The sequence below is a fragment of the Sphaerisporangium sp. NPDC051017 genome (genome assembly GCF_040683095.1).
GTDB lineage: Bacteria > Actinomycetota > Actinomycetes > Streptosporangiales > Streptosporangiaceae > Sphaerisporangium.
In genome coordinates this window covers 502,568-525,763 of record NZ_JBFBCI010000001.1, presented here as the reverse complement: position 1 = coordinate 525,763, position 23,196 = coordinate 502,568, and the positions used below count along the sequence as shown (strand labels likewise).

Genomic DNA, 23,196 nt, shown 5'->3' with positions numbered 1-23,196 from the left:
CGTGTCGATAATGCCGATGTAGACGGGGATCCGGTGACGACAACCACACGCCTCGGTCTTGTCGCGCGCCGCCTGTCCGACACCTTGTAGGCGGAGATTAGCGCGCCGGGACGCGTCCGAAGATGACGGCGGGCCATCCGGAGGCGGTAATGCCGTTGAGAACCACGGGCCGCGGGAAGTCGGTCTCGCGCTTCATCGCCGCGACGGAAACGGCGGCACCCTCCGCCGGTCCGCCGCAAGACGGATCTTCGTCGTCTTCTTCGCCGGGTGTCACTCCGTACAGGGAATGCGTCTCAAAGCCGCCGGACTGTGTACACACCGAACGTAATGACCGCACCAAGAACCAGAAGGCACGCCGATGACCGCCGCGTCAGGGTCGGCGGGGATTTCCATCGGAGAAGACGAGAAGCGCCGGCGATCGGCGTCAGGAGCGATGCCGGGATCGGCTACGCGGGGCCGCTATCACCGCCGAACGGCAGGGCCGGAGAGATGGACGCGGACGCGCGCGGCGGCGAGCCGGCGGCGTCCGACGGGCGGGCGGCACGGCCCGCGAGAAGGGACATGGGCCCGTGCGGACCCCGGTCGGCGTGAGCGCGGCCGTGCGCGCCGCCCTGCGGGACGTGACGCGCTCCGGCGCGAGCCGGAGGGGGATGCTTGGGGTGACCGACTCGGGGCGGTTCTGCGGTCATCTGATCGCCTTTCGCGACAAGCGAAGGTGGATTCGGGTTCGTGCAAGGTCCTATCGCATATACAGGTCTGTCCGTTACCGATTCGCCGATGTTGGCGTCACCGATCGCGAAGTCCGGGGTCCCGCCCCGCCCGGGCGGCGGCCGGCCCCGGACACGCGTCAGGGCCGGAGGAGCACCCCCCGGCCCTGATACGGCGACGTAACTACTTGACCTTGACGACGACCGTGTTCGCGACCTTGTCGTGAAGGGTCTGCTGCAGCGGCTTGTCCCAGAACAGCCACAGGAGGTTCACGAGCGCGAAGAGGCCGGCGATCCAGCCGAGGAACGGAATCCACTGGAGGAACCTCGGCCCGTAGAGGACGAGCGCGCGCTTGCCCACCACGTCGGTGGCGAGCGGCGACTGCACGGAGCCGCCCACCGGGACGACCTTGATGCCCATGGCGATCTTGCCGATCGTCTGGCCGCGCTGCCGGAGCATCAGGAATTCGTAGGCGACGTAGGCCAGGCCGATGATGATCGCGCCGAGCAGCCCGGCGATGAAGGCACCGCCGCCCTCGATGATCGTCCCCGTGCTCGCGTCGAAGCTCGGCGAGGTGACGAAGATGGCGGCGATGACGGCGGTGAGGATGAACGTCGGGATCGCGAGGATCACGGCGTCGATGATGCGGGCGACGAGGCGCTGCCACCACTCCGCCAGCGGCGCCGGCGCGCCCGGGGGGACCGGGCCTGCGGCGGCGGCACCGTACGACTGCTGGTAGCCGGGCGCCTGGCCGTACCCCTGCTGGCCGTAGCCCTGCGGGGAGTGCCCGGGCTGGTTGTAGCTCTGCTGCCCGTACTGCGCCTGCTGCTGGCCGTACTGCTCGCCGTAGCCCTGCTGCTGGCCGTACCCCTGCTGGGCGTAGCCCTGGTCGCCGTACCCCGGCTGGGCCTGCTGCCCCTGCTGGCCGTACTGCTGACCGTAGCCCTGCTGCTGGCCGTAACCCCCCGCCTGCTGGCCATAACCCTGCTGCTGGCTCTGCTGACCGTAACCCTGGTCGCCGTAGCCCTGCTGCTGGCCCTGCTGACCGTACTGCGGCTGCTGCCCGTACGACTGCTGGCCCTGCTGACCCTGCTGACCATAGGACGCCTGCTGCTGCCCGTACGCCTGGTCGCCGTAGCCCTGGTCGCCGTAGCCCTGCTGGCCGTAGCCCTGCTGACTCTGCTGACCATAGCCCTGGCCGGCCGCCGGCTGGCCGTAGCCCTGCTGCTGACCGTACTGCTGACCCTGCTGGCCGTACTGCTGGCCGTAGCCCTGCTGCTGGCCGTACTGGTTGGGGTGTTCCGATGTCGGCTGAGGACGGTGGACGACCGTCACCTCAGGATCTGCGTTCTGATGCCCGTATTGCGGAGATCCGGACGACGGCTGGTGGCCGTCCGGTTCGTCGCGGGGGTACGGCGGCTGTCCGGTGCTCACCGTGTCACCTCACTTCGGCTTCGCATGCGGCATATGTCAGACACGCATGCAGTGGTGTTGCCCAACGTAGCGACAGCCGCATCAACAGTCACCTTTCCATCAGGTCATCGCGAGGGTCAAGATCGGGGGACCAAATGGAGGAGCATCCGCGTGTTGCCGAGGGTGTTGGGCTTGACATGTTCCAGATCGAGGAACTCGGCTACGCCCTCATCGTAGGAGTCGAGCAACTCGGCGTACACCTCAGGAGACACCGGAGTGCCCTGGATGGGGGCGAAACCGTGCCTGGCGAAGAATTCGACCTCGAACGTCAGGCAGAAGACCCGCCGCAGCCCCAGATCGCGAGCCGCGTCGATGAGCGCGCCGACGATCATATGCCCGATTCCCATGCCACGGCAGCCGATATCGACCGCAACGGTGCGAATCTCGGCCAGATCCTCCCAGAGGACGTGAAGCGCCCCGCATCCGACGACCGCGCCGTCCCGTTCGGCGACCCAGAACTCCTGGACGTCCTCGTAAAGGGTGACCGTCGACTTGCGCAGCAGGCGCGGGCCGTCGCCGGAGTAGGTGTCGACGAGCCGCCTGATGGCCCGGACGTCGGGCGTGCGGGCTCGTCGCACCACCACCGTGCTGCCGGAGGGCACGGACTCCACGACCTGCTCCATGAAGCGCCAGGGTATCCTCCCGCGCGGGTCCGCCGCCGCCGGCGTTACCGCATCGATTCCGGGATCGATCGCGGTATCGGACCGCCCGAAACCCCGCCCCCTCGATATCGGCGTGGCGGATGGTGACGGAGTGAACGCGTGGCGTCAAAGAGACGGCGACGACATCCGCTTCGGCGGGATATGACGTTCCGCACAGTCGCGGACCTGCGTCACGTGCGCCCGACTTGAGGTCAAAAACGCATAAACGCAGGGTAATGCAGCCCCGCAAGCACTTGGAGCGTGATCATCCTGTGATGTCCCGGTTGTGAAACCTCAACAGAATCCGCAGTTCCGGTTGAGGCGGAACCTGAGCTGCACTAGTGTCCAGCGTCGATACCGGTCATCGCACAGCGGTGGCCGCGCCGCCGAATCCCGGCCGCACCCCCGTAAGCGGCGGGAACCGGGGACCCAACGGCGCACGCAGGGGGCACGCCCCCGGCGGGCCGCCATCCCGGGGTGAATCCGAGAGGGAGGGCATGGACGTGTCCTCTGTGGTCGCGCGCTCGGTAGGGCTACTCCGGCCCGAACCCGTCAGCTAACCCGGTAGGCGGCCGAGGAGAGGAGCTCGTTGGTGCAGCCTAGGCGCACGCCTGGTAGAAGCGCGGGCAGGCATGCCCGTCCCAAACGTACGGAGCGCGCCCAAGCCGGCGGAGTCACCAAGCGTCTTCCCCGCCGGATCGCGCTCGTCACCGCCGCCCTGACCGTCCTGACGTTCGGCTCGCCGCTCGTGTCGGCGACCGCCGAGCCGAAGCCGAGCCTCAAGGACCTCAAGAACCAGGTCGAGAGCCTCTACGAGCAGATCGAGTCGCTCACCGAGCAGTACAACGGCCAGAAGGAACGCCTGAAGCAGGCGCAGCGCTCGGCCGAGCTCGCCAAGAAGACGCTCACGCGCAGCGAGACCGACCTGGAGGAGAAGCGCCGCCAGGCGGCCCTGTACGCCCAGGACGCGTACATGACCGGCGGTGTGGGCTCCTCCCTGGCGCTGGCGATGTCCGGCGACCCCGACGGCTACCTGGACCGCGCCGCGACCACCTACGCCCTCCAGTTGCAGCAGGGCGAGGAGGTCTCCCAGATCACCAAGTCCATGGACATCGCCGAACGCGCGAAGGAAAGCGCCAAGGCGCGCGAAGGCGAGGTCAAGAAGCTCGTCGCCGATCTGTCCTCACAGCGCGACAAGATCCGCAAGCTGGTCGCCAAGACCGAGAGCACGCTGTTCAAGCGGGCGCTGTCGCAGGCCGGGCAGACGTACGGGCGGGCCACCCGCATCGACATCCCGATCCCGGGCCAGGGCAAGGCCGCCGAGGCCGCCAGGTGGGCGATGACCCAGCAGCTCAAGCCGTACGTGTGGGGCGCGGCGGGCCCGAGCACCTACGACTGCTCCGGCCTGGTGATGTGGGCCTACCAGAAGGTCGGCATCAGCCTGCCACACTACACCGGCGACCAGTGGACGGCGGGCACGCACATCAACCGGGAGGACATGCGCCCGGGCGACCTGGTGTTCTTCTACGGCGACCTGCACCACGTCGGCCTCTACATCGGGGGCGGAATGATGGTGCACGCCCCGCGCACGGGTGACGTCGTGCGGGTCGTCCCGCTGGGCAACCGTCCGTTCGCCGGAGCCGTGCGCATCGCCGACTGAGCCGACCGAACCGACCTGGCCGGGCCGACCGAACCAACCGAACCGACCTGGCCGAACCAACCGAACCGACCTGGCCGGGCCGACCGAACCAACCGTGCCGACCTGGCCGGGCCGACCGAGTCCGGCCGGGGCGGCCGGCATCGGGCCGATACACGGGCCGACGCCGATGCACAGGCCGGCACAGGATCGGCTGACACAGGCGCACCCCGGGTGGTGGGCGACCGGTTCCCGGGGTGGCCGGCTCTCGCGGGCTGGATCGGCTAGATCAGCCTGCGGCGGGCCGCCCATGCCACGGCCTCGATGGCGGTGGCGACGCCGATGCGGTCGCAGATGCCCCGGAGGCGGCGCCGGACCGTACGGCCGCTGACGTCGAGCCGCCGACCCACACGGTCGACGGTCACGCCCTTGGCCAGTTCGGCGAGCAAGAGAAGATCATCGTCACTCAACCCCACGCCGTCTGATCCCGGGGGAATGTCATTCCCTCGGGAAACCAGATCCGGATACGCCATCGGGTGTCCTCCCCCACGACGAACTCGGCAACATACTGGAATGCTTCTGGCTCGCCCGTCAGGAACGGTAAACGCCACGTTCAAAGGTCGTCAAGCTCCGACCCTCCATAGGCGTTCCCTTCTTGATTGACATACCAGTGCATATGTGAACTACTCATGACATGTTCGCGAACCCGTAGGCTGGGGGGCCGACAGGCGTGAAGATCGAGGAGGGCACCGGCCGGGGACGCGGCCCCGGCCGCCCGCGATGCTGGTCGACGACGGACTCGGCGGCGCGTACGGTGGGATCACCCCCACCGCGCATATAAGATCAACGCGTCTCCGCCCGTAATTATCCGTGAAATCACTGGCCCATTCCGACCTTTTTCGGCCGAACGCGCCCACGTACGGAAGGTGTCCCCGGGACCGGCTTTAGACGCTATGGACCTCGCCCGGCCGCGTAATCGGCGCGGGCGCTTCGATATGGATCTCGGCCGATGCGCGCCCGCGCGGACGAATGGGTCAGCTGGTGTTGCGGTTGTAGATGAGCCGCAATCCGATGAGCGTGAGCCACGGCTCGTGCACGTCGATCGAGCGCGCCTCGTCCACCACGGGGGAGGCGAGCGAGCCGGTGGCCACGACCGTGACGTCGTCCGGGTCGGCGGCGAGCTCGGGCGCCATGCGCTCGACGATGCCGTCCACCTGCCCGGCGAAGCCGTAGATGATGCCGGCCTGGAGCGCCTCGACGGTGTTCTTGGCGATCATCGAGCGCGGGCGCACGAGCTCCACCTTGTGGAGCTGCGCGCCCGCGGCCGCCAGGGCGTCCACGGAGATCTCGATGCCGGGGGCGGTGACCGCGCCGACGTACTCGCCCTTGGCGGACACGGCGTCGAACGAGGTGGCCGTGCCGAAGTCGACGATCACGCACGGCCCGCCGTACAACGTGATGGCGGCGAGCGCGTTGACGATGCGGTCGCTGCCGATTTCCTTGGGGTTGTCCATGCGCACCGGCACGCCGGTGCGCACGCCGGGCTCCACGATGACGGCCGTGACGTCGCCGTAGTAGCGCCGGCACATCTCACGCATCTCGTTCAGCACGGACGGGACGGTGGAGCAGATGGAGATGCCGCTGATGTCGGCGCCCTTGAGCAGGGGGCTCTGGCCGAGCAGCCCCTGGAGGACGACCGCGATCTCGTCGGCGGTGCGCCTCGCGTCCGTGGCGAGGCGCCAGTGCTCGATCAGCTCCTCGCCTTCGAAGAGGCCGAGCACGGTGTGGGTGTTGCCGACGTCGATCGTGAGCAGCATCAAGCCCCCCGTAGGTCCAGAGCGATGTCGAGTGCGGGCGCGGAGTGGGTCAGCGCCCCCACAGCAAGGTAGTCGACCCCGGTTTCGGCGACCTCACGCGCCGATTCCAGCCTGAGACCGCCGCTGGCCTCCAGGCGCGCCCTGCCGTCCACCAGGCGCACGGCCAGTGCGAGCTCTTCGACGGTGAAGTTGTCCAGCAGGATCTCCTCCGCCCCTTCCGCCAGCACGGGTTCGAGCTGGTCGATCCGGTCGACTTCCACCTCGATGGGCAGGCCGGGGTACGCCGCCCGCACCGCGCGGAACGCCTCGGCGACCCCACCCGCCGCCACCACGTGATTGTCCTTGATCAAGGCCGCGTCCGAAAGGGACATCCGGTGGTTCACGCCGCCGCCGCACCTCACCGCGTACTTCTCCAGGGCGCGCAGGCCGGCGAGGGTCTTGCGGGTGTCGCGGACGCGCGCCTTCGCGCCGTTCACGGCCCGGACCCAGCGGTTGGTGAGCGTGGCGATCCCGGACAGGTGGGTGAGCAGGTTGAGCGCGGCGCGCTCGGCCGTGAGGAGGTCGCGCGCCGGGCCGGTCAGCGTCATCAGGACGTCGCCGCGCGCGACGCGCTCGCCGTCCTTCACGCGGCGCTCGGCCGTGAGGCGTCCCTGGGACGCGGCGAGGAACACCGCCTCGGCGACGGCGAGGCCCGCCACCACGCCGTCCGCGCGGGCCACGAGGTCGCCGACGGCCGGTTGACCGGCCGGGATGGTGGCGATCGTGGTCACGTCGCCCTCCTGGGCGAGGTCCTCGGCGAGGGCCGCGTCGATCACCGCGGCGACCGCCGCCGGGTCGAGGCCGGCCAGGGTGAGGTCCGCCTCCAGGTGACCGGAGATGGCCGTCTCCCCGGGCCCGCCTTCGTGCCGCCGGTACGTCATGCTCAGTCCTTCCTCGCCCAGGGTCACGTCCAGGTGCCCCAGCCATCCGGCATCGTCGCGCTCGGGGTGGTCCTCGCGCCAGTGGGAGCCGCGCGTCTCCTCGCGGGCCCCGGCCGCCGCGACGAGCACGGTGGCCACCGTGAGCAGGTTCGTGGTCTCCCAGGACTCGGTGCACGGATCGACGGTCACGGGGGTCCAGCGGGCGTCCACGAGGCCGCGGGCGACCTCCGCCAGGCTCGCGGCGCCGCGCAGCACGCCCGCGCCCGCGCTCATGCGGCCCTGGACGCGGGCGCGCGCCCGGGGGTCGACCAGCCCGGCGGCGCGGCCGTCGTCCACCGGCTCGCCGGGCGCGGGACGCTCGGCGGCCTCGGCGGCCTCGGCGGCGAGGTCGGCCGCGATGCGCTCGGCGAAGACCAGGCCCTCCAGCAGCGAGTTGGACGCGAGCCGGTTAGCGCCGTGCACGCCCGTGCAGGCGACCTCGCCGCAGGCGTACAGGCCGGGGACGCTGGTGCGGCCGCGCAGATCGGTGCGGACGCCGCCGCTGGCGTAGTGGGCCGCGGGGGCGACCGGGATGGGCTCGCGCGCGGGGTCGATGCCGTGTTCCAGGCAGATCGCGTAGATCGTGGGGAAGCGCGTGCGCCATTTCTCTTCGCCGAAGTGCCGCCCGTCGAGGTGGACGTGGGACGCCCCGGTCTCCAGCATCCTGCGCATGATCGCCTTGGCCACGACATCGCGCGGGGCCAGCTCGGCGAGTTCGTGGACGCCGGTCATGAACCGCTCGCCCGTGGCGTCGACCAGGACGGCGCCCTCGCCGCGCACGGCCTCGGAGATGAGCGGCTGCTGGCCGGTCGCGTCCTCGCCCAGCCACAGGACCGTCGGGTGGAACTGGACGAACTCCAGGTCCCGCACGACCGCCCCGGCGCGCAGCGCGAGCGCCACGCCGTCGCCCGTGGAGACCAGCGGGTTGGTGGTGGCGGAGTAGACCTGGCCCATGCCGCCGGTGGCGAGCACGACGGCGCCCGCGCGGACCGCGCCCACGCCGTCCCTGGCGCCCTCGCCCATGACGTGGAGGGTGATCCCGCAGGCGGCGCCGGAGGCGTCCTTGAGCAGGTCCAGGACGAGCGCGTGCTCGATGATCTCGATGCCGCCGCACTCGCCGGGCCCTGGCGCCGCCGCCCGCACGGCCTCGACGAGGGCCCGCTGGACCTCGGCGCCGGTCGCGTCGCCGCCGGCGTGGACGATGCGGTCGCGGTGGTGGCCGCCCTCGCGGGTGAGCTGCAGCCTGCCGCCGGGGTCGCGGTCGAAGCGCGCGCCGTGCCGCATGAGGCGGCGCAGCGCGTCCGGCCCCTCGGTGACCAGGGTATGGACGGCACGCGAGTCGCAGAGGCCGACCCCGGCGACCAGCGTGTCGCAGAGGTGCTCGTCGGAGGAGTCGGCGGGGTCGAGCACGGCGGCGATCCCGCCCTGCGCCCAGCGCGTGGAGCCCGCGGACAGCACGTCCTTGGTGACGACCAGCACCCGGGCGCCGGGGGCGAGCTCGGCGTGGTGGAGCGCCACGGTGAGACCGGCGATGCCGGACCCCACGACGACGACGTCGGCGTGGACGGTCCAGCCGGGGGCGGGCGCGGTGAGCCGCCGGGGGATGGGCGGGTGGGACATGGATCGCTCCCCTCATATTCGTCAAGATGACGATAAAGGACGAGGCAAGAAGGCGAGGCAGAGGGGGTGGGACAAAAGGTGTTATCGCAGGTGAAAGCCCAAAGTACCGGACTAGGGGACGGTGAGCACGACGTTGTCGATGAGGCGGGTACCCCCCACCTTGGCGGCCACGACGAGGATCGCCTCCCCCTCGTGGTCCGCGCCGACGGCGGCGAACGTCGCCGGGTCGACCAGGCTCAGGTAGTCCAGCGCCAGCGGAGGGTCGGCCACGGCCGCGGCGTCCAGCACGGCCCGCGCCGCGCCGAGGATGTCCTCGGGACGCTTGTGCGCCGCGCCCTCGCGCAGCGCCGCCGAGAGCGCCAGGGCCGTGGCGCGGTCGGCGGGCGAAAGGTAGCGGTTGCGGCTGGACAGGGCGAGCCCGTCCGGCTCGCGGACCGTCGGCGCGCCCACGATGGTGATCGGCAGGTCGAGGTCGGCGACCATGCGGCGGATCATCGCGAGCTGCTGGGCGTCCTTCTGCCCGAAGACCGCGATGTCGGGCCTGACCAGGTTGAACAGCTTGAGGACTACCGTCAGCACGCCGTCGAAGTGGCCCGGCCGGAACGCGCCCTCGACGATCGTGCCCATCTGGCCGGACGAGATGCCGACCTGCCGGTCGGGCAGGTAGATCTCGTCGGCCGCCGGGGCGAAGACCAGCTCGACGCCCTCGGCCGCGCACACCTCCAGGTCGGCGTCGAACGTCCGGGGATAGCGGGAGAAATCTTCGTTCGGGCCGAACTGCAGAGGGTTGACGAAGATGCTCACCGCGACGTGCCCGGCGCGCTCGCGGGCGAGGCGGATCAGCGAGCGATGCCCCTCGTGCAGCGCCCCCATCGTGGGGACCAGCGCGAGTGTCCGAGACCCCTCGGAGGCGCTTTCGGCTCCGACGCCGAGCGCCGCACGCGCAGCGAGGAGCTCGGAACGGTCATGCGCGACGATCACGTCCACGCGTCACCTCCAGGGGTCTGCGGCCGGGCGCCCGGCCCTGCCGCGGGTGTCTCTGCGGTTCTCCCGGCCGCGCCGGGCGTGCCGGGGGTCACGTCCATGTGTTGCCGCCGAGCGCGTCGAGCAGGCGCTCGGCGGCCTCGGGCTTCAGCAGCCCGGCCGCGAGAGCGCGGTCGGCGGTGAGCCGGGCCAGCGCGATGTACGCGTCCGCGGCCTCGGGCGCGGCGAGGATCAGCGCGTCGACGTGCTTGCGCACGGTGCCCGCGTCGCCGCGCACGACCGGCCCGGTGAGCCCGGACAGGCCGAGGCGCAGCGCGTTGTCCAGGGCCGCGCCGAGCAGAGGCCCGAGCATGCGGCCGGGGTGCTCCACCCCGATCTTCCTGAGCAGTTCCTGCGACTCGGCGATCAGCGTGACCATGTGGTTGGCGGCGCCGGCCAGGGCCGCGTGGTAGAGCGCGCGGTCCTCGTCCGCGACCCACACCGGCTCGCCGCCCATCTCGATGACCAGGGCCTCGGCGACGGGCCTGAGCGCCTCGGGCGCGGTGACGCCGAACGAGCAGCCCACGAGACGGCGCAGGTCGTCGTCCCTGCCGGTGAAGGTCATCACGGGGTGGATCGCGAACGGCAGCGCGCCGGCGGCCGTGGCCGGTTCGAGGACGCCGAGGCCGTACGCGCCGCTGGCGTGCAGGAGCATCTTGCCGCGCAGGTCCACGCCGGTGGCGGCGAGGCCGGAGACGAGGCCGGGCAGCACGTCGTCCGGGACGGTGAGCAGCACCAGGTCGGCCTGGTGGATGACGTCCTCGGGGCGGGACAGCCCGACGCCGAGACGGTCGGCGGCCCGGCGGCGCGACTCCTCGGACACCCCGGCGGCGGCCGCGACGTGATGCCCGGCCTGCTCGAGCGCGGCACCGAGCACCGAGCCCACCCGCCCGGCGCCGAGCACGCCGACGGCGAGGCGTCCCGGCCGGTCGCTTGTCCGCATCACGTTCCCGTTCACCCTCGACGTATCGAAACCCAGTCGTCCAGCGTAACGGGCACGCCCCAGGCCACCGTGGTTCGGCTCCTCTTGGCCGCTTTTCCGCGCGAATCACCCCCGTCCATCAAGGGCGTCAAGAGGACGGTCAAACGCCGATCCGCCTTGGCGGCGGATCGGCTTTCCCCGCCCGCTACGCGGGACAGTCCGCTTCACCCCCGGCCTGAAGCTGAAGGCCGGAGCACTGCAGACGAATCCGGTAGCGTCCAGTGCCGTGTGGGTGACGTGGCGGGAGGCATTCCAGCGGGCGCTTTACGGCGAAGACGGCTTTTACATGCGCGAGCGCCCTTCCGGCCACTTCCGCACGTCGGTCGGCGCCTCTCCCGTGTTCGCCGCCGCGGTGCTGCGCCTGCTGATCACGGTGGACGCCCGGCTGGGCCGCCCCGACCGGCTCGACCTGGTCGACGTCGGCTCGGGGGACGGCCTGCTCGTCGCCGAGATCCTGCGCGTGGCCGAGCCGGAGCTCGCCGGGCGCCTGCGCGTCACGGCCGTCGACCTCTCACCGCGGCCCGCGGGCCTTCCCGAGGAGATCGCCTGGACGGCCGCTCTTCCCGAGAGCGTCACCGGGCTGGCGATCGCGAACGAGTGGCTGGACAACGTGCCCGTCGACATCGCCGAGCAGACGCCCGACGGCCCGCGGCTCGTCCTCGTCGACCCTCGGACGGGCGCGGAGCGGCTGGACGGCCCGCCGGAGGAAGCCGACCGGCTCTGGCTGGAGCGGTGGTGGCCGCTCGGCTCGACGGGCCTGCGCGCCGAGATCGGCAGGCCGCGCGACGAGGCGTGGGCGGCGGTCGTGAGCCGGCTCGCGCGCGGGCTCGCGGTGGCCGTCGATTATGCACACCCTGTGGATAACCGCCCGCCCCTGGGCACGCTCGCCGGGTACCGCGACGGGGCGTGCGTACCCGCCATACCCGACGGGTCCTGCGATATCACCGCACACGTCGCGCTGGACGCGTGCGCGGCGGCGGGCGAGCGGGCCGGCGCGATGTCCACAACGTTGACCACGCAACGACAGGCCCTGCGCGATCTGGGCGTCACCGGAGCCCGGCCCCCGCTCAGCCTCGCGGGCACCGACCCCGGCGGCTACCTGCGGGCGCTCGCCCGCGCGTCCGAGGAGGCCGAGCTGATCGACCCGGACGGCCTCGGGGGCTTCGGCTGGCTCGGCCAGTGGAAGACCTGACCGGCCCCAGCCGCTCGACCAGGCCGTCTGCCTCGGTACGCTCGACCGCCTCCGGAGCCCTCTCAGCCGGCGGTGACCTTCAGCGACTCCAGGCCGCGGATGACGTAGTTCGGCTTCCAGGCCGGCTCCTCCACGAGCTCCAGCTTGGGAGCCGTCCGCAGCAGCGCGCCGAACGACTCGGCGAGCTCCACGCGGGCCAGGGGCGCGCCCAGGCAGAAGTGGATGCCCGCCCCGAACGAGATGTGCGGGTTGTCCGTACGGCCCACGTCCAGCCGGTCCGGGTCCGCGAACACCTCCGGGTCGCGGTTGGCCGAGCCGAACAGCAGCGCCACCTCGACGCCCTTGGGGATCTCCACCCCGCCGATGGTGATGTCCTGAAGCACCCAGCGCTCGAACATCTGCAGCGGGGTGTCGTAGCGCATCAGCTCCTCCATCGCCGAGGGCAGCAGCGAGAGGTCGGCGCGCAGCCGTTCGAGCTCGGCGGGGTTGCGGAACAGCGACCACCAGCCGTTGCCGGTCACATTGACGGTGGCCTCGTGCCCGGCGTTCAGCAGCAGCACGCAGGTGCCGATCAGCTCCTCCTCGGTGAGCCGGTCGCCCTCGTCCACGACCTGCGCGAGCGCGCTGATCAGGTCGTCCCCGGGGTCGGCCCGGCGCGCGGCGGCGAGCCCGGCGAGGTAGTCGGAGAACTCCGACGCCGCGCGCACGGCCGTGTGGGCGGCCTCGTCCGAGGGGTTCAGCTCGTACATGCCGCAGATATCCGCCGACCACGGGCGCAGCAGGTGGCGGTCGGACTCGGGCACGCCCAGCATCTCGGCGATGACGGTCACGGGCAGCGGCTCGGCGACCTCGGCGATCAGGTCGCCGCCGCCGCGCTCGACGAAGGCGTCCACCAGCTCCCCGGCGATGCGCCGAACGCGGGGACGCAGCTCCTCGACCATGCGCGGCGTGAAGGCCTTGGACACCAGGCGGCGCAGCCGGGTGTGGACGGGCGGCTCGACGTCCAGCATCCCGGCGCGGACGACCCGCCAGAACGGCTCCTGGAACTCCGGCTCGGCCGCCCGGCCGAACTCCTCGTGCGAGGCCACGTGCAGGTAGGACCGGCCGAGCCGGCGGTCGCGCAGCGCCGCGTTGACGTCCTCGTGGCGGGCCACGAGCCACTGGCCGGTGGGCTCGAAGAAGCTGACCGGCGCGGTCGCGCGGAGCTCGCGGTAGACGTCGTACGGGTGGGCGACGAACTCGGGATTCCATGGGTCGAACTGCACGAAGCCATCGTAAACGCGAAATTTCCCGCAAAACATCCAGCTCAGGCGGCTGCCGCCTCAGGCCCGCCCTTCCGGCTCCGGCGCCTCCTCGTACCGCTCGCGCAGCTCCACCGGGCGCTGCCGCCCCGCCCGCTTGCGCACCCGGATGTTCAGCAACTCCACGACCAGCGAGAACGCCATCGCGAAGTAGATGTAGCCCTTGGAGATGTGCTGCTCGAAACCCTCGGCGATCAGCACGACGCCGATCAGCACCAGGAACGACAGCGCGAGCATCTTGATACTCGGATACCGCTCGACGAACTCGCTGATCGGCCGGGCCGCGATGAGCATGACGATCACCGCGACGATGACCGCCGCGATCATGACGCCGAGCTGGTCCACCATGCCGACGGCCGTGATCACCGAGTCCAGCGAGAAGACGACGTCCAGCAGCATGATCTGCACGATCACGGCCCCGAAGGACGCCGCCACCCGGCCGCTGGAATGCCCGGAGCCGCCCTCCAGGCTGTCGCCGATCTCGAACACGCTCTTGCCCAGCAGGAACAGCCCTCCGAGGATCAGGATCAGATCTCGCCCGGATATCCCGTGCCCGAACACCTCGAACAGCGGCGTCGTCAGCCGCACCACCCAGGACAGCGCCAGCAGCAGCGCCAGACGGCTGAGCAGCGCCAGCCCGAGGCCCACCTTGCGGGCCCGGTCGCGTTGCTCGGGCGGTAGTTTCCCGGCGAGGATCGAGATGAAGATGATGTTGTCGATGCCCAGAACGATCTCCAGGGCGACCAGGGTGAAGAACCCGATCCAGATCGTGGGGTCGGCAACCCAATCCATGAACACTCCTCCAGATCCGCGCACGTCACGACACGCCGGGGGCGCGAGCCGTTCCCCGTCCAACGCACGAGACCCCACCGGAGTTCGCCCCGGGCCGACCCCGGATCCGGACATCCGAGGTTGCGGAGACGGCGAGATCGTCCCCGCAGGGCACCGGACGGGCACCCCCGCCGTGCTCGGCACCGACCTGGAGGTCCCCGTCAAGGGCGGCGAGCACGCCGTTACTCTCTGCTACGGCCGGTGGGCATGAATGTAGAGGATTGGGGACAAGTCCTGGCCATCCTCGATAACCCACCTGGCGAGACGGGTGAAGACCGCTTCGAGGTCGCGAGGATCACTGACGGGCTGGTGTTCACCGGTAACCAGATCCCATCCGGTCAGAGCGAACCCTGACCGCAGCAGGAGCGTGAGCGCGTCGTAGGGGTCCCCTCCAGCGGCGGCGATCCCTTCGGGCCAGAACTCCATCCACACCTCTCGGCAGGCGGACAGCAGGCCGGAGGCCGAGCCGAGGATGACCTGCTCGGCACCTTCGACGTCGAGTTTGAAGAGCCCGACCGGGCGGCAGGCGAGCCGCTGTCGCCAGTACTGGTCGGCGGTCAACTGCTCGACCAGCTCGGATCCACCTAGGTTGAGCACATTGGCCGCATAGAAAGAATGCCTTCCCAGGTCGGAGCTGCTGAGCCACAGATCCACGTGTCCGTCACGGGCGCCAAGGGCCAGGCGGGAGATGGTGACATTGCTGTAGCCGTTACCGGTGACGTTGCGTTCGAGCAGGTCAGCCATGGCGGTGGACGGCTCGATCGCATGCACTCGGCCCGAAGGACCCGCCAGGTGAGCGAGATAGCAGGTGAGGTAGCCGAGGCTGGCACCCGCGTCGATGATCAGGTCACCGGGGCGCACTATGGCGGCCAGAGCGTCCAGCTCTCGCGGCCGGCTCACCCCGGTTTCCAGGAATTGCGGATCAAGACTGATGTCGGATGGCTCGAACCAGATGGTGTCTCCCCACGGAGCGGTTCGTCTATCCAACATCTCTCCTAAGTGAGGGGCTGCCGGCCCAATGGTCGCTCGTCCGGCCGGAGGCCAGAGGCATGGTCGGCGCGCAGATGAACGAACGAGGTGAATCCTGATGACTCCAAGCGGCTCAACTGAGCACTGAACTTGCCACCGCGGCGGATCACCGAGGCGGTTCGGCCCTCGGTGCGCAACTGGCGAGCCAGTGTGAGAGCCTCGGCGGCGGGGATGTCGGCGTCGAACAACACGGCGACCGCCTCACGGTGTGGAGCCTTGCCCAGCAGGTCGACGATCCGCTCGAACCCGATGGAAAAGCCACACGCCGGAACGTCCGTCCCCAACGAGCGCCCGATCAACCGGTCGTACCGTCCACCGCCTGCCACCGACGAGGTGGACTGGGGGTGGACGACCTCGAAGATCTGCCCGGTGTAGTAACCCATACCGCGCACCAGGGTCGGGTCGAACTCCCAGCGCAGCCCTCGCTCTCGGGCGATCTGGTCCAGCCCGGTCGTGGTAGTAGCCAGATCAGCGATGACCTGGTCGTCGAGTCCCGGCACCTCGTCTGCCACGGTATCGGCGACCTTCTGCGCGTCCAACCCTTGCAGGTTCTCAATCTTGGTCAGGGCGTTGGTCACCACCTCAGCGGGCAGTTGTCGATCATCGATGAGTTCGCGACGAACCCCGTCCCATCCGATCTTGTCGAGTTTGTCCAGACCGATAAAGAATCCGTTCTGCGCCTGGTCGGGAAGTCCAGCAGCGTGGGCGAGGGCTGACAGGAAGCGGCGATCTGAGAGCCGAACGGTGGTTCCGGTCAGACCGAGGGCGTCCAGGGCTTCTGTGGTGGCCTCGATGAGCTCGATCTCGGCCAGCACGCTGGGCTCGCCGATCAGGTCGATGTCGCACTGGTAGAACTGCCGGTAGCGGCCCTTTTGCGGGCGTTCGGCCCGCCAGACCGGCCCGAACTGAAAGGACCGCAACGGCATCGGCAGATCAGCGTGGTGGTGACCGTAGAACCGGGTCAGCGGGACGGTCAGGTCGAACCGCAGACCCAGGTCCACCAGGCCAGCCAGCGCGGTGGCCTGCTCGATCTGGTCGGGCAGGCCACGCCGCAACACCTTGAAGATCAGTTTTTCGTTCTCGCCGCCCTGGCCGCCTACCAGGCGGTCGATGTCTTCCAGGCAGGGGGTTTCGATGCGCTGGTAGCCGTACCGATGGTAGACCGACGCGATCTGCCCCAGAACATGGTCGCGGAGAGCGACGGCAGCGGGAAGCAGATCACGGGTGCCCCTTGGTGGGCTGTTGTCAGTCTTCACCGGTAGGTTTCCTCAGCGTTCAGTGACGGTGTGGCTTTGCGTGATGCCGCGTGCCGTGGCATAGGCGACCTCATGGGCAGGATCGCCCAGGTAGATGTCCACCGCGCGCCCGGCGGCGCGGTACTTGGCCGCGACTTCGGCAGCTTCACGATACCCGTCGGCGGTGGCCGACTGCGGGATGACAAGGACGTCGGCGACTGCCCGGGCCATGCTCATGGTGGCACCGGCCGAACGATCCGAGCCAAGCAGGCCGAGGCGATCTAGGAGATGGACCAGTCGTTCCACGCCGAAGGCGAATCCGGTTGCCGGCACGGGAGGGGCGGCGGTGCGGTCGGCCATGAAGTGACCGACGAGGCGGTCGTACCGGCCGCCTCCACCGACCTCGATGAACGCTTGGGTGTTGGTGAACACGTCGATTTCGAAGGCGATGCCGGTGTAGTACTCGTGTGAGCGCACCACGCACAAGTCGATCTTTACGGTGACGCCGAGCGCATCCAGCGTCGCGGCGAGCTTCCGTACGCTGGCAAGCCGTTCCTGCACGACAGTGTCGGAGACCTTCTCGATGACCGACAGGGAGTGGGGTGTGCGGGCCAGCTCGCCCCATACCTTCGCCCAGCGCGGGCCGAGATGAGCGCCACAGGCCAGCCTGTCGACGTCGTCGATCAGAGTGGAGTGACGTTCGGGCCGTTTTCCGGCCTTGCACTCGGCGATCGCATCGAGTGCTTCCTTGAGCCGGATCGCCGTGTCGGGATCCAGGCCGGAAAGTTCGACCAGCCGATTGAAGATGGCCATATCGCCGACCCGCACGCGGACGGCGCGTTCAGGGATGCCGAGCTCGTACAGACTGGTAGTGATCAGATGTATGGCTTCGATGTCGGCACTGCCTGACGGCGCCCCGAGAATCTCCAGCCCGAACTGGTTGAACTGGCGCCGCTTGAGCTCATCCAGACCATCGATGAGCTCGTTGCGAAAACTGGGCGTGAGATAGAAGAGCTTGAGCGGCCACACGAACCCCGGGTCGTCGGAGAGCAGACGGCCCAGCCATCGGGTCACGGAGATCGTGCCTTCGGGGATCAGCAGCGCGTCGGTGAGGGTCGGCGGGTTGTCGTAGAGGCTCTTGTAGTCGGGAACCTGCAGGTAGAAGCAGCCGCGCTGGTCCCATTCCGGCCAGGGGGAGCGGCCGACGACCTCCTCGGAGAAGGAGGAGGCCCGCTCGATCAGCGGCACCTCGACCTGGTCGTAGCCGTGCCGCCGGGCCAGATTGGCAAGCGCACCAGTTACGGCCAGGCGTCTGCGCAGCGGCAGTCCGAAAATGTCGCCTGTTCCCTTTAGGGGCAGATTCAGCTCGGTCACGTCGGCCTCCGGCCTGTCGCAGGAATGTTGACGAACGGAGTGTGCGTGATGAGAAAACTGATCACCATTGCACTTGCAATGGTGATCATTCGGGGCGGTCTCTACCGTTGCCTCGCCCCCAAATTCGTCCAGCTCTAGGCGTTCGAGTACCAACCGCTCGCGACGACGATCAGGAAATTACCGCATGAGTGCCAATATGGCGCCACGCTGGACACTCATTCCGTCGTGATACGGCGGAATCCGGACACTCAAGGGAGTGCACATGACTGAAGACACCGCGGTCGCCCCTGTCCGTGGCCTCGCCATCGGTGACGCCTTCGGCCAGACGCTTCAGGAATGCTGGCGTGCTCAGGGGGCGCCCGGCCATGTGATGGAGCTGGTGGAACGTGACGATGGCCTGCTCATGGCGAGCGATGCGTCGAAGTACTTCACCCCGCCCGATCAGCTGGATCGGCTTGACCGGTGGGCCTGCCAGCAGGCGGCAGGGAGGGTTCTGGACATCGGCTGCGGCGCCGGTCGCCATGCCCTTGCACTTGCCACGGCAGGATTCGACGTCGTCGGTATGGACGCCTCTCCCGGAGCCGTCACCGTGGCCCGCCAGCGTGGCGTCACCGCCGTACACGGGTCGCTCTACGGACCACCCCCAGATCTTGGCCGGTTCGACACGATACTGCTGCTCGGCAACAACCTCGGCCTGCTCGGCGGAGCCGATCGGGCGCACCAAGTGCTCAGGCAACTCGCCGGATTGGCCCACCCGAACGCCCGCCTCATCGGTACCGGGACCGACCCCTACGGCAGCGACAATCCCGACCATCTCGCCTACCACGAGCACAACCGCAGACACAGCCGGATGGCAGGCCAGCTGCGATTGCGTATCCGCCACGGCCGCACCGCCACCGAATGGTTCGACTACCTGTTCGCCTCCATCCAGGAACTGTCCGATCTGACGGACCGGTCACCGTGGAAGCTCGAACACGTCGAAACCGAGGGCGCCGCATACATCGCCCAAGTGCGGAAGACGGCATAACCCAACGAGCGAAGCCAGTCACTTCCCCGGCGCCATTCGACGCCTGTCGCGCCTTGGATCGACGCCGACCGTACCGGCACAACGCCGGCGTATCAGCGGGGTCCCGCGACTGGAACCCGACTGTGTAGACGGCGAGCCGGTGCTGTGGACGTGGGCCGCCGACGATCTGGGTGGGCGCGGCGTGCTTGGTGTGACAGACACACCAATTGGGGCGTGCCGAGCGTTACTGGCCGCCTTGCGTGGTCTGCCCGATCACGGCCGAGGGACTATCTGCCCAGCGCGGCTGGACCTCCTCGCCTACCCCTACCCCTGCTACCGCTATGGGCCCATCTTGGTGCGCGCCCATCGTGACCAGGAAACCGGCCGGATCATCTTCGATCACGGCGAGGGACGATGCAGGTAAGTCGACCCGACTCTGGGCCTGCGGCCGAGTCACCTGCCGCTATGGCCACCGCGCTCGCGTATTCCCTCGCTGGTAGAGCTCCGTACAGCTGTCGCTGTGGGTCCGACGACATCAAAGGGCTCGGTGGTCTGCTCAACGAGCAGAGATGGCCACATGGCTGGTACGGCGAGGCAGCGGTGACGCCATGACGGAGCCGAAGCGGGTGTGCCGAAGGTGTGCACGCCCGCTCAGCCGGTACAACCCCGGTGAAGTGTGCGGTCCATGCGCCGTGGATGCTCAACCGATACCAGCGGAGGTGTGGACTATTCCCGATGTCCGTGAAGCGCTCGCTTCATGGGATCTTGCCACCGTATGCACGCTGATCCGCGAGCATGCCGGGATGAGTCAGGAACGGCTCGCTGAACTAATCGGGCGATCTCAGGGCTACGTGTCTCAGCTCGAATCAGGGGCTCGGCTGGCCAGCGGTGTGATGCTGGTACGCGATCTGGTTGACGGCCTGGGCATACCCACCGAACTCCTCGGTGGCGCAGAGTCCTCTTAACGCGACACCGCCGGTGCTGGCACAAACGGAGGCGGGGGCGTGAGGCCTGTCACATTGCGGGGGCGGGGGGAGGTTGGGTTATAGTCCGGACGTAGGTCATGAGTGCCAGCGCCAAGCCCCGGCTCGCTGGCCGGCAACCCTCGCGCTCGCGGCGGGGTGCCCCGGGTGAAGACCAGGTCCGGCGCGCGGTGCGCCGGGCAAGCGCGGGCTCCGTCGTCTCAACGCCATGACCGAGGGCCCCTTACCCGAGGAGGCCGGCGTTGTCCGCTGTCACCGATCTGACCATCCCCACCCCCGCCGAGATCGTCCCCGCCCAGCCCGTCCCCGCAGGGCACCGGACCGGCATCCCCACCGTGCTCGGCACCGACCTGGAGGTTCCCGTCAAGGGCGGCGAGCTGGTCCGGTACGTCAACCTGGACTACGCCGCCAGCGCGCCCTGTCTGGAGCCGGTGAGCGCGGCCGTCGCCGCCGCGCTGCCGGCCTACTCCAGCGTGCACCGCGGCGCCGGGTACGCCTCCCAGCTCACCACCGCCCGCTACGAGCAGGCCCGCCACACCGTCGGGGCCTTCGCGGGCGCCCGCCGCGACGACGCCGTCGTGTTCACCCGCAACACCACCGACGCGACGAACCTGCTGGCCCGCTGCCTGCCCGAGGGCACCACCGTCGTCGTCTTCGAGACCGAGCACCACGCCTCGCTGCTCCCCTGGACCGGCGCCGTCCGGCTCGCGCCGCCCGCCTTCCCCGGCGAGGCCGTGCGCGCCGCCGACGAGACCCTCGCGGCCATCGACGGCCCCAAGCTGCTGGTCGTCACCGCCGCGTCCAACGTCACCGGCGAGCTGTGGCCGATCGCCGCGCTGGCGCACATCGCCCACCGTCACGGCGCCCGTATCTTCGTGGACGCCGCCCAGCTCGTCCCGCACCGCAGGCTCAACCTGACCGCGCTCGACCTCGACTACGTCGCGTTCTCCGGGCACAAGCTCTACGCCCCGTTCGGCGCGGGCGTGCTCATCGGCCGGCCGGACTGGCTCGCGGACGCCGACCCGTACCTGCGCGGCGGCGGCGCGTCCGCGAACGTCACGGGCGGGGCCGCCGAGGGGGCGCCGATCACGACCGAGTGGAGCGGCGACGCCGAGCAGCGGCACGAGGCCGGCACGCCGAACGTCCTCGGCGCGATCGCCCTTGCCGCCGCCTGCGACGCCCTGTCCGCCACCGGCTGGGCCCCGCTGGTCAAGGAGGAGGAGCGGCTGGTCGGCCTGCTGCGCGACGGGCTGGCCCGCATCGACGGCGTGCGCGAGCTATCGCTGTGGGGGCCTGGGCACCCGCGCGTCGGCATCGTGTCCTTCATCGTGGACGGCTGGACCGCCCGCGAGGTCGCCGAGGCGCTGTCGTCGGAGTACGGCATCGGCGTGCGGGACGGCCGGTTCTGCGCCCACCCGTTCGTCCGCCACCTGCTCGACGAGGCCGGGCGGCTGGACGACGGCACCTGCGCGGACGGCACGGCCGGCGCGGTCCGGGCGTCCATCGGCATCGGCACCACCGAGGAGCACGTCCGGCGTCTGGTGACCGCCCTCTCCGAGCTTGTGTCGCGCCGCTGACGTGACAGCATAGGTCCATGACCGAACCTCTCGCCGGAGGCGGGCGCGTCGAGCGCGTCGTGGGAATCGGCGCCGGGGCCAAGGAGCTCGCCACCGAGGACATGATCCTCAACATCGGGCCCCAGCACCCCTCGACCCACGGCGTGCTGCGACTGCGGCTCACCGTGGACGGCGAGCGCATCGCCGCGGCGGAGCCGATCATCGGGTACATGCACCGCGGCGCCGAGAAGCTGTTCGAGGTGCGCGACTACCGGCAGATCATCGTGCTGGCCAACCGGCACGACTGGCTGTCGGCCTTCGCCAACGAGCTGGGCGTGGTGCTGGCCGTCGAGCGCATGCTCGGCATGGAGGTCCCCGTGCGGGCCGTGTGGGCGCGCACGCTGCTCGCCGAGCTGAACCGCGTGCTGAACCACCTCATGTTCCTCGGGTCCTATCCCCTGGAGCTCGGCGCGATCACGCCGATCTTCTACGCCTTCCGCGAGCGCGAGATGCTGCAGGCCGTCATGGAGGAGATCTCCGGCGGGCGCATGCACTACATGTTCAACCGGGTCGGCGGGCTGAAGGAGGACCTGCCGGACGGCTGGCTCGACCGGGTGTCGCGGACGGTCGGCGACGTGCGGGGGCGGCTGTCCGACATCGAGCACCTGATCTACGGCAACGAGATCTTCCTGGCTCGCACGCGCGGCGTCGGCGTGCTCGACCGTGAGACGATCATGCAGTACGGCGTGAGCGGGCCGATCGCCCGCGCCTCCGGCGTCGACCTGGACCTGCGCCGCGACGAGCCGTACCTCGCGTACGCCGAGCTGCCGGTCAAGGTCGCCACGCGCTCGGCCGGCGACTGCCACGCCCGCTTCGAGGTCCTGCTGGACCAGGTGAAGAACTCGCTGGACCTCGCGGACGCCTGCGTGGACCGGCTGCGGTCGCTGCCGCCCGGGCCGATCAACCAGCGGCTGCCCAAGGTGCTGAAGGTGCCCGAGGGGCACACCTACGCCTGGACCGAGAACCCGCTGGGGCTCAACGGATACTACCTGGTGTCGCGCGGCGAGAAGACGCCGTGGCGGCTGAAGCTGCGCAGCGCGTCGTACAACAACGTCCAGGTGCTCAGGGAGATGCTTCCCGGCCACCTCATCTCGGACATGGTGGCGATCCTGGGCTCGATGTTCTTCGTCGTCGGCGACATCGACAAGTAAGGATTTTTCCCGTTTTAGCAGGCGCGGACGCGGCGGGACCATCGTACGCGGGTTCAGGGCCCTCGCTCAGGGGCGCGCGGGGCCCGGCCGGTCGTCCGGGTCCTTCGGCACCTTGCAGCAGTGTTCGAGGAACAGGGCCGCGCAGACCAGCACCACACAGGCGATCAGCGACCCGCCGGCCAGGAAGAAGTCGCGCCGCGGGCTGTCCTGGTCCAGCAGCGGCAGCACGTAGAGCACGAAACCGGCGAAGATGCCCGCGCAGGCCGCCCCCACGTACGCCGACGCCTTGGCCAGGGCGGCGAGCCGGGCCACCGCCAGCGGCTCCACCGGCTTGGTGTCGGGCCTGCGCTCGATACGCGCGCGGGTCATCCATCCGCTGTACGCCTCGCCCACCGCCAGCAGCAGCACGGTGGGGATCGCCGTCCAGGGGACGGTCGGCAGGGCGGAGTAGACCTGCTGGAGCACGGCCCACGTCACCAGCGCGAACCCGACGACCAGCACGACGAGCAAGCCGGGACGGCTCGGTCTCACGCGATCCTCCTCCTCGTTCCCTCCGCCGCCCGCAGGCTATTCCATGCGCGATCGGCCCGCGCCGGCTGTGCCTATGGCCGCGCCTCCG

20 protein-coding genes and 2 riboswitches are annotated in these 23,196 nt (G+C 69.8%); of the genes, 7 read left to right on the top strand and 13 right to left on the bottom strand.

Translation table 11 applies throughout. The annotated features are described in order from the left end of the window. Window positions 1-891 precede the first annotated feature (891 nt). A complete protein-coding gene (locus AB0M95_RS02575; RefSeq protein WP_363758369.1) occupies window positions 892-2,142 on the bottom strand; it encodes an RDD family protein in 1,251 nt (416 codons plus the stop codon). A 116-nt stretch (window positions 2,143-2,258) separates the two neighbouring features. After that, entirely contained in the window at window positions 2,259-2,804 is a 546-nt protein-coding gene (locus AB0M95_RS02570; RefSeq protein WP_358526484.1) for an amino-acid N-acetyltransferase, read from the bottom strand. Between the two features lie 403 nt (window positions 2,805-3,207). Then, window positions 3,208-3,409, top strand: a riboswitch (cyclic di-AMP (ydaO/yuaA leader). Window positions 3,410-3,414: 5 nt separating this feature from the next. Between AB0M95_RS02570 and AB0M95_RS02565 the strand changes: the two genes are divergently transcribed. Then, entirely contained in the window at window positions 3,415-4,482 is a 1,068-nt protein-coding gene (locus AB0M95_RS02565; protein ID WP_363758367.1) for an NlpC/P60 family protein, read from the top strand. Between the two features lie 260 nt (window positions 4,483-4,742). Here AB0M95_RS02565 and AB0M95_RS02560 read toward each other — a convergent pair whose 3' ends face one another. The 5 genes from AB0M95_RS02560 to AB0M95_RS02540 form a co-directional block, all read right to left on the bottom strand. Continuing rightward, window positions 4,743-4,907 carry a LuxR C-terminal-related transcriptional regulator gene (locus AB0M95_RS02560; protein WP_307837838.1) on the bottom strand — a complete coding sequence of 55 codons (165 nt, stop codon included), beginning with the start codon at window positions 4,905-4,907 and terminating at the stop codon, window positions 4,743-4,745. 585 nt (window positions 4,908-5,492) lie between these two features. Then, window positions 5,493-6,275 (bottom strand): type III pantothenate kinase, encoded by a 783-nt coding sequence (locus tag AB0M95_RS02555; RefSeq protein WP_363758365.1) that lies wholly within the window; start codon window positions 6,273-6,275, stop codon window positions 5,493-5,495. Beyond that, on the bottom strand, window positions 6,275-8,854 hold the full coding sequence (locus AB0M95_RS02550) for an L-aspartate oxidase (RefSeq protein ID WP_363758363.1): 2,580 nt from the start codon (window positions 8,852-8,854) through the stop codon (window positions 6,275-6,277). Before AB0M95_RS02550 ends, AB0M95_RS02555 begins: the two co-directional genes overlap by 1 nt. Before the next feature lie 111 nt (window positions 8,855-8,965). Continuing rightward, the gene (gene panC, locus AB0M95_RS02545; protein WP_363758361.1) at window positions 8,966-9,841 is read right to left on the bottom strand and encodes a pantoate--beta-alanine ligase; all 876 of its coding nucleotides are present in this window, start codon (window positions 9,839-9,841) and stop codon (window positions 8,966-8,968) included. Between the two features lie 88 nt (window positions 9,842-9,929). Further along, a complete protein-coding gene (locus AB0M95_RS02540; RefSeq protein ID WP_363758430.1) occupies window positions 9,930-10,820 on the bottom strand; it encodes a DUF2520 domain-containing protein in 891 nt (296 codons plus the stop codon). 265 nt (window positions 10,821-11,085) lie between these two features. Between AB0M95_RS02540 and AB0M95_RS02535 the strand changes: the two genes are divergently transcribed. After that, complete coding sequence (locus AB0M95_RS02535) at window positions 11,086-12,051, top strand: SAM-dependent methyltransferase (RefSeq protein WP_363758359.1); 966 nt, start codon at window positions 11,086-11,088, stop codon at window positions 12,049-12,051. 62 nt (window positions 12,052-12,113) lie between these two features. Here AB0M95_RS02535 and AB0M95_RS02530 read toward each other — a convergent pair whose 3' ends face one another. Next, on the bottom strand, window positions 12,114-13,316 hold the full coding sequence (locus tag AB0M95_RS02530; protein ID WP_363758357.1) for a cytochrome P450: 1,203 nt from the start codon (window positions 13,314-13,316) through the stop codon (window positions 12,114-12,116). 57 nt (window positions 13,317-13,373) lie between these two features. After that, complete coding sequence (locus AB0M95_RS02525; RefSeq protein WP_363758355.1) at window positions 13,374-14,144, bottom strand: TerC family protein; 771 nt, start codon at window positions 14,142-14,144, stop codon at window positions 13,374-13,376. Here AB0M95_RS02525 and AB0M95_RS02520 point away from each other — a divergent pair. After that, window positions 14,143-14,394, top strand: coding sequence for a hypothetical protein (locus tag AB0M95_RS02520; RefSeq protein ID WP_363758353.1), 252 nt, complete (start codon window positions 14,143-14,145; stop codon window positions 14,392-14,394). The two genes, AB0M95_RS02525 and AB0M95_RS02520, sit on opposite strands and share 2 nt — an antisense overlap. Here the strand turns inward: AB0M95_RS02520 and AB0M95_RS02515 are convergent. From AB0M95_RS02515 to AB0M95_RS02505, 3 genes are read right to left on the bottom strand one after another with little or no spacing between them, the layout of a single operon-like run. Beyond that, complete coding sequence (locus AB0M95_RS02515) at window positions 14,376-15,173, bottom strand: FkbM family methyltransferase (RefSeq protein WP_363758351.1); 798 nt, start codon at window positions 15,171-15,173, stop codon at window positions 14,376-14,378. The two genes, AB0M95_RS02520 and AB0M95_RS02515, sit on opposite strands and share 19 nt — an antisense overlap. A 5-nt stretch (window positions 15,174-15,178) precedes the next feature. After that, window positions 15,179-16,468 (bottom strand): histidine--tRNA ligase, encoded by a 1,290-nt coding sequence (gene hisS, locus AB0M95_RS02510; RefSeq protein ID WP_363758349.1) that lies wholly within the window; start codon window positions 16,466-16,468, stop codon window positions 15,179-15,181. Window positions 16,469-16,480: 12 nt separating this feature from the next. Beyond that, window positions 16,481-17,821 (bottom strand): ATP phosphoribosyltransferase regulatory subunit, encoded by a 1,341-nt coding sequence (locus AB0M95_RS02505; RefSeq protein ID WP_363758347.1) that lies wholly within the window; start codon window positions 17,819-17,821, stop codon window positions 16,481-16,483. 262 nt (window positions 17,822-18,083) lie between these two features. On the opposite strand from AB0M95_RS02505, the gene AB0M95_RS02500 reads away from it, so the two are divergent. The 4 genes from AB0M95_RS02500 to AB0M95_RS02485 all read left to right on the top strand — a co-directional run bounded on the left by AB0M95_RS02500 (window position 18,084) and on the right by AB0M95_RS02485 (window position 22,577). Then, on the top strand, window positions 18,084-18,848 hold the full coding sequence (locus AB0M95_RS02500; protein WP_363758345.1) for a class I SAM-dependent methyltransferase: 765 nt from the start codon (window positions 18,084-18,086) through the stop codon (window positions 18,846-18,848). 548 nt (window positions 18,849-19,396) lie between these two features. Continuing rightward, window positions 19,397-19,792: a helix-turn-helix transcriptional regulator gene (locus AB0M95_RS02495; protein WP_363758343.1), complete on the top strand. Its 396-nt coding sequence runs from the start codon at window positions 19,397-19,399 to the stop codon at window positions 19,790-19,792. A gap of 94 nt (window positions 19,793-19,886) precedes the next feature. Beyond that, a riboswitch (SAM riboswitch) is annotated at window positions 19,887-20,002 on the top strand. A gap of 92 nt (window positions 20,003-20,094) precedes the next feature. Continuing rightward, on the top strand, window positions 20,095-21,387 hold the full coding sequence (locus tag AB0M95_RS02490; protein ID WP_358526509.1) for an aminotransferase class V-fold PLP-dependent enzyme: 1,293 nt from the start codon (window positions 20,095-20,097) through the stop codon (window positions 21,385-21,387). A gap of 17 nt (window positions 21,388-21,404) precedes the next feature. Continuing rightward, window positions 21,405-22,577 (top strand): NADH-quinone oxidoreductase subunit D, encoded by a 1,173-nt coding sequence (locus AB0M95_RS02485; protein WP_363758341.1) that lies wholly within the window; start codon window positions 21,405-21,407, stop codon window positions 22,575-22,577. A gap of 66 nt (window positions 22,578-22,643) precedes the next feature. Here the strand turns inward: AB0M95_RS02485 and AB0M95_RS02480 are convergent, their stop codons facing one another. Beyond that, on the bottom strand, window positions 22,644-23,108 hold the full coding sequence (locus AB0M95_RS02480) for a DUF3180 domain-containing protein (protein WP_358526459.1): 465 nt from the start codon (window positions 23,106-23,108) through the stop codon (window positions 22,644-22,646). Window positions 23,109-23,196 lie beyond the last annotated feature (88 nt).

Coding starts and splice junctions, on each gene's coding strand:
- AB0M95_RS02555 (WP_363758365.1), bottom strand. CDS start 6,275: ATGCTGCTCACGATCGACGTCGGCAACACCCACACCGTGCTCGGCCTC.
- AB0M95_RS02525 (WP_363758355.1), bottom strand. CDS start 14,144: ATGGATTGGGTTGCCGACCCCACGATCTGGATCGGGTTCTTCACCCTG.
- AB0M95_RS02515 (WP_363758351.1), bottom strand. CDS start 15,173: ATGTTGGATAGACGAACCGCTCCGTGGGGAGACACCATCTGGTTCGAG.
- AB0M95_RS02550 (WP_363758363.1), bottom strand. CDS start 8,854: ATGTCCCACCCGCCCATCCCCCGGCGGCTCACCGCGCCCGCCCCCGGC.
- AB0M95_RS02500 (WP_363758345.1), top strand. CDS start 18,084: ATGACTGAAGACACCGCGGTCGCCCCTGTCCGTGGCCTCGCCATCGGT.
- AB0M95_RS02540 (WP_363758430.1), bottom strand. CDS start 10,820: ATGCGGACAAGCGACCGGCCGGGACGCCTCGCCGTCGGCGTGCTCGGC.
- AB0M95_RS02485 (WP_363758341.1), top strand. CDS start 21,405: ATGACCGAACCTCTCGCCGGAGGCGGGCGCGTCGAGCGCGTCGTGGGA.
- AB0M95_RS02495 (WP_363758343.1), top strand. CDS start 19,397: ATGGCCACATGGCTGGTACGGCGAGGCAGCGGTGACGCCATGACGGAG.
- AB0M95_RS02570 (WP_358526484.1), bottom strand. CDS start 2,804: ATGGAGCAGGTCGTGGAGTCCGTGCCCTCCGGCAGCACGGTGGTGGTG.
- AB0M95_RS02520 (WP_363758353.1), top strand. CDS start 14,143: ATGAACACTCCTCCAGATCCGCGCACGTCACGACACGCCGGGGGCGCG.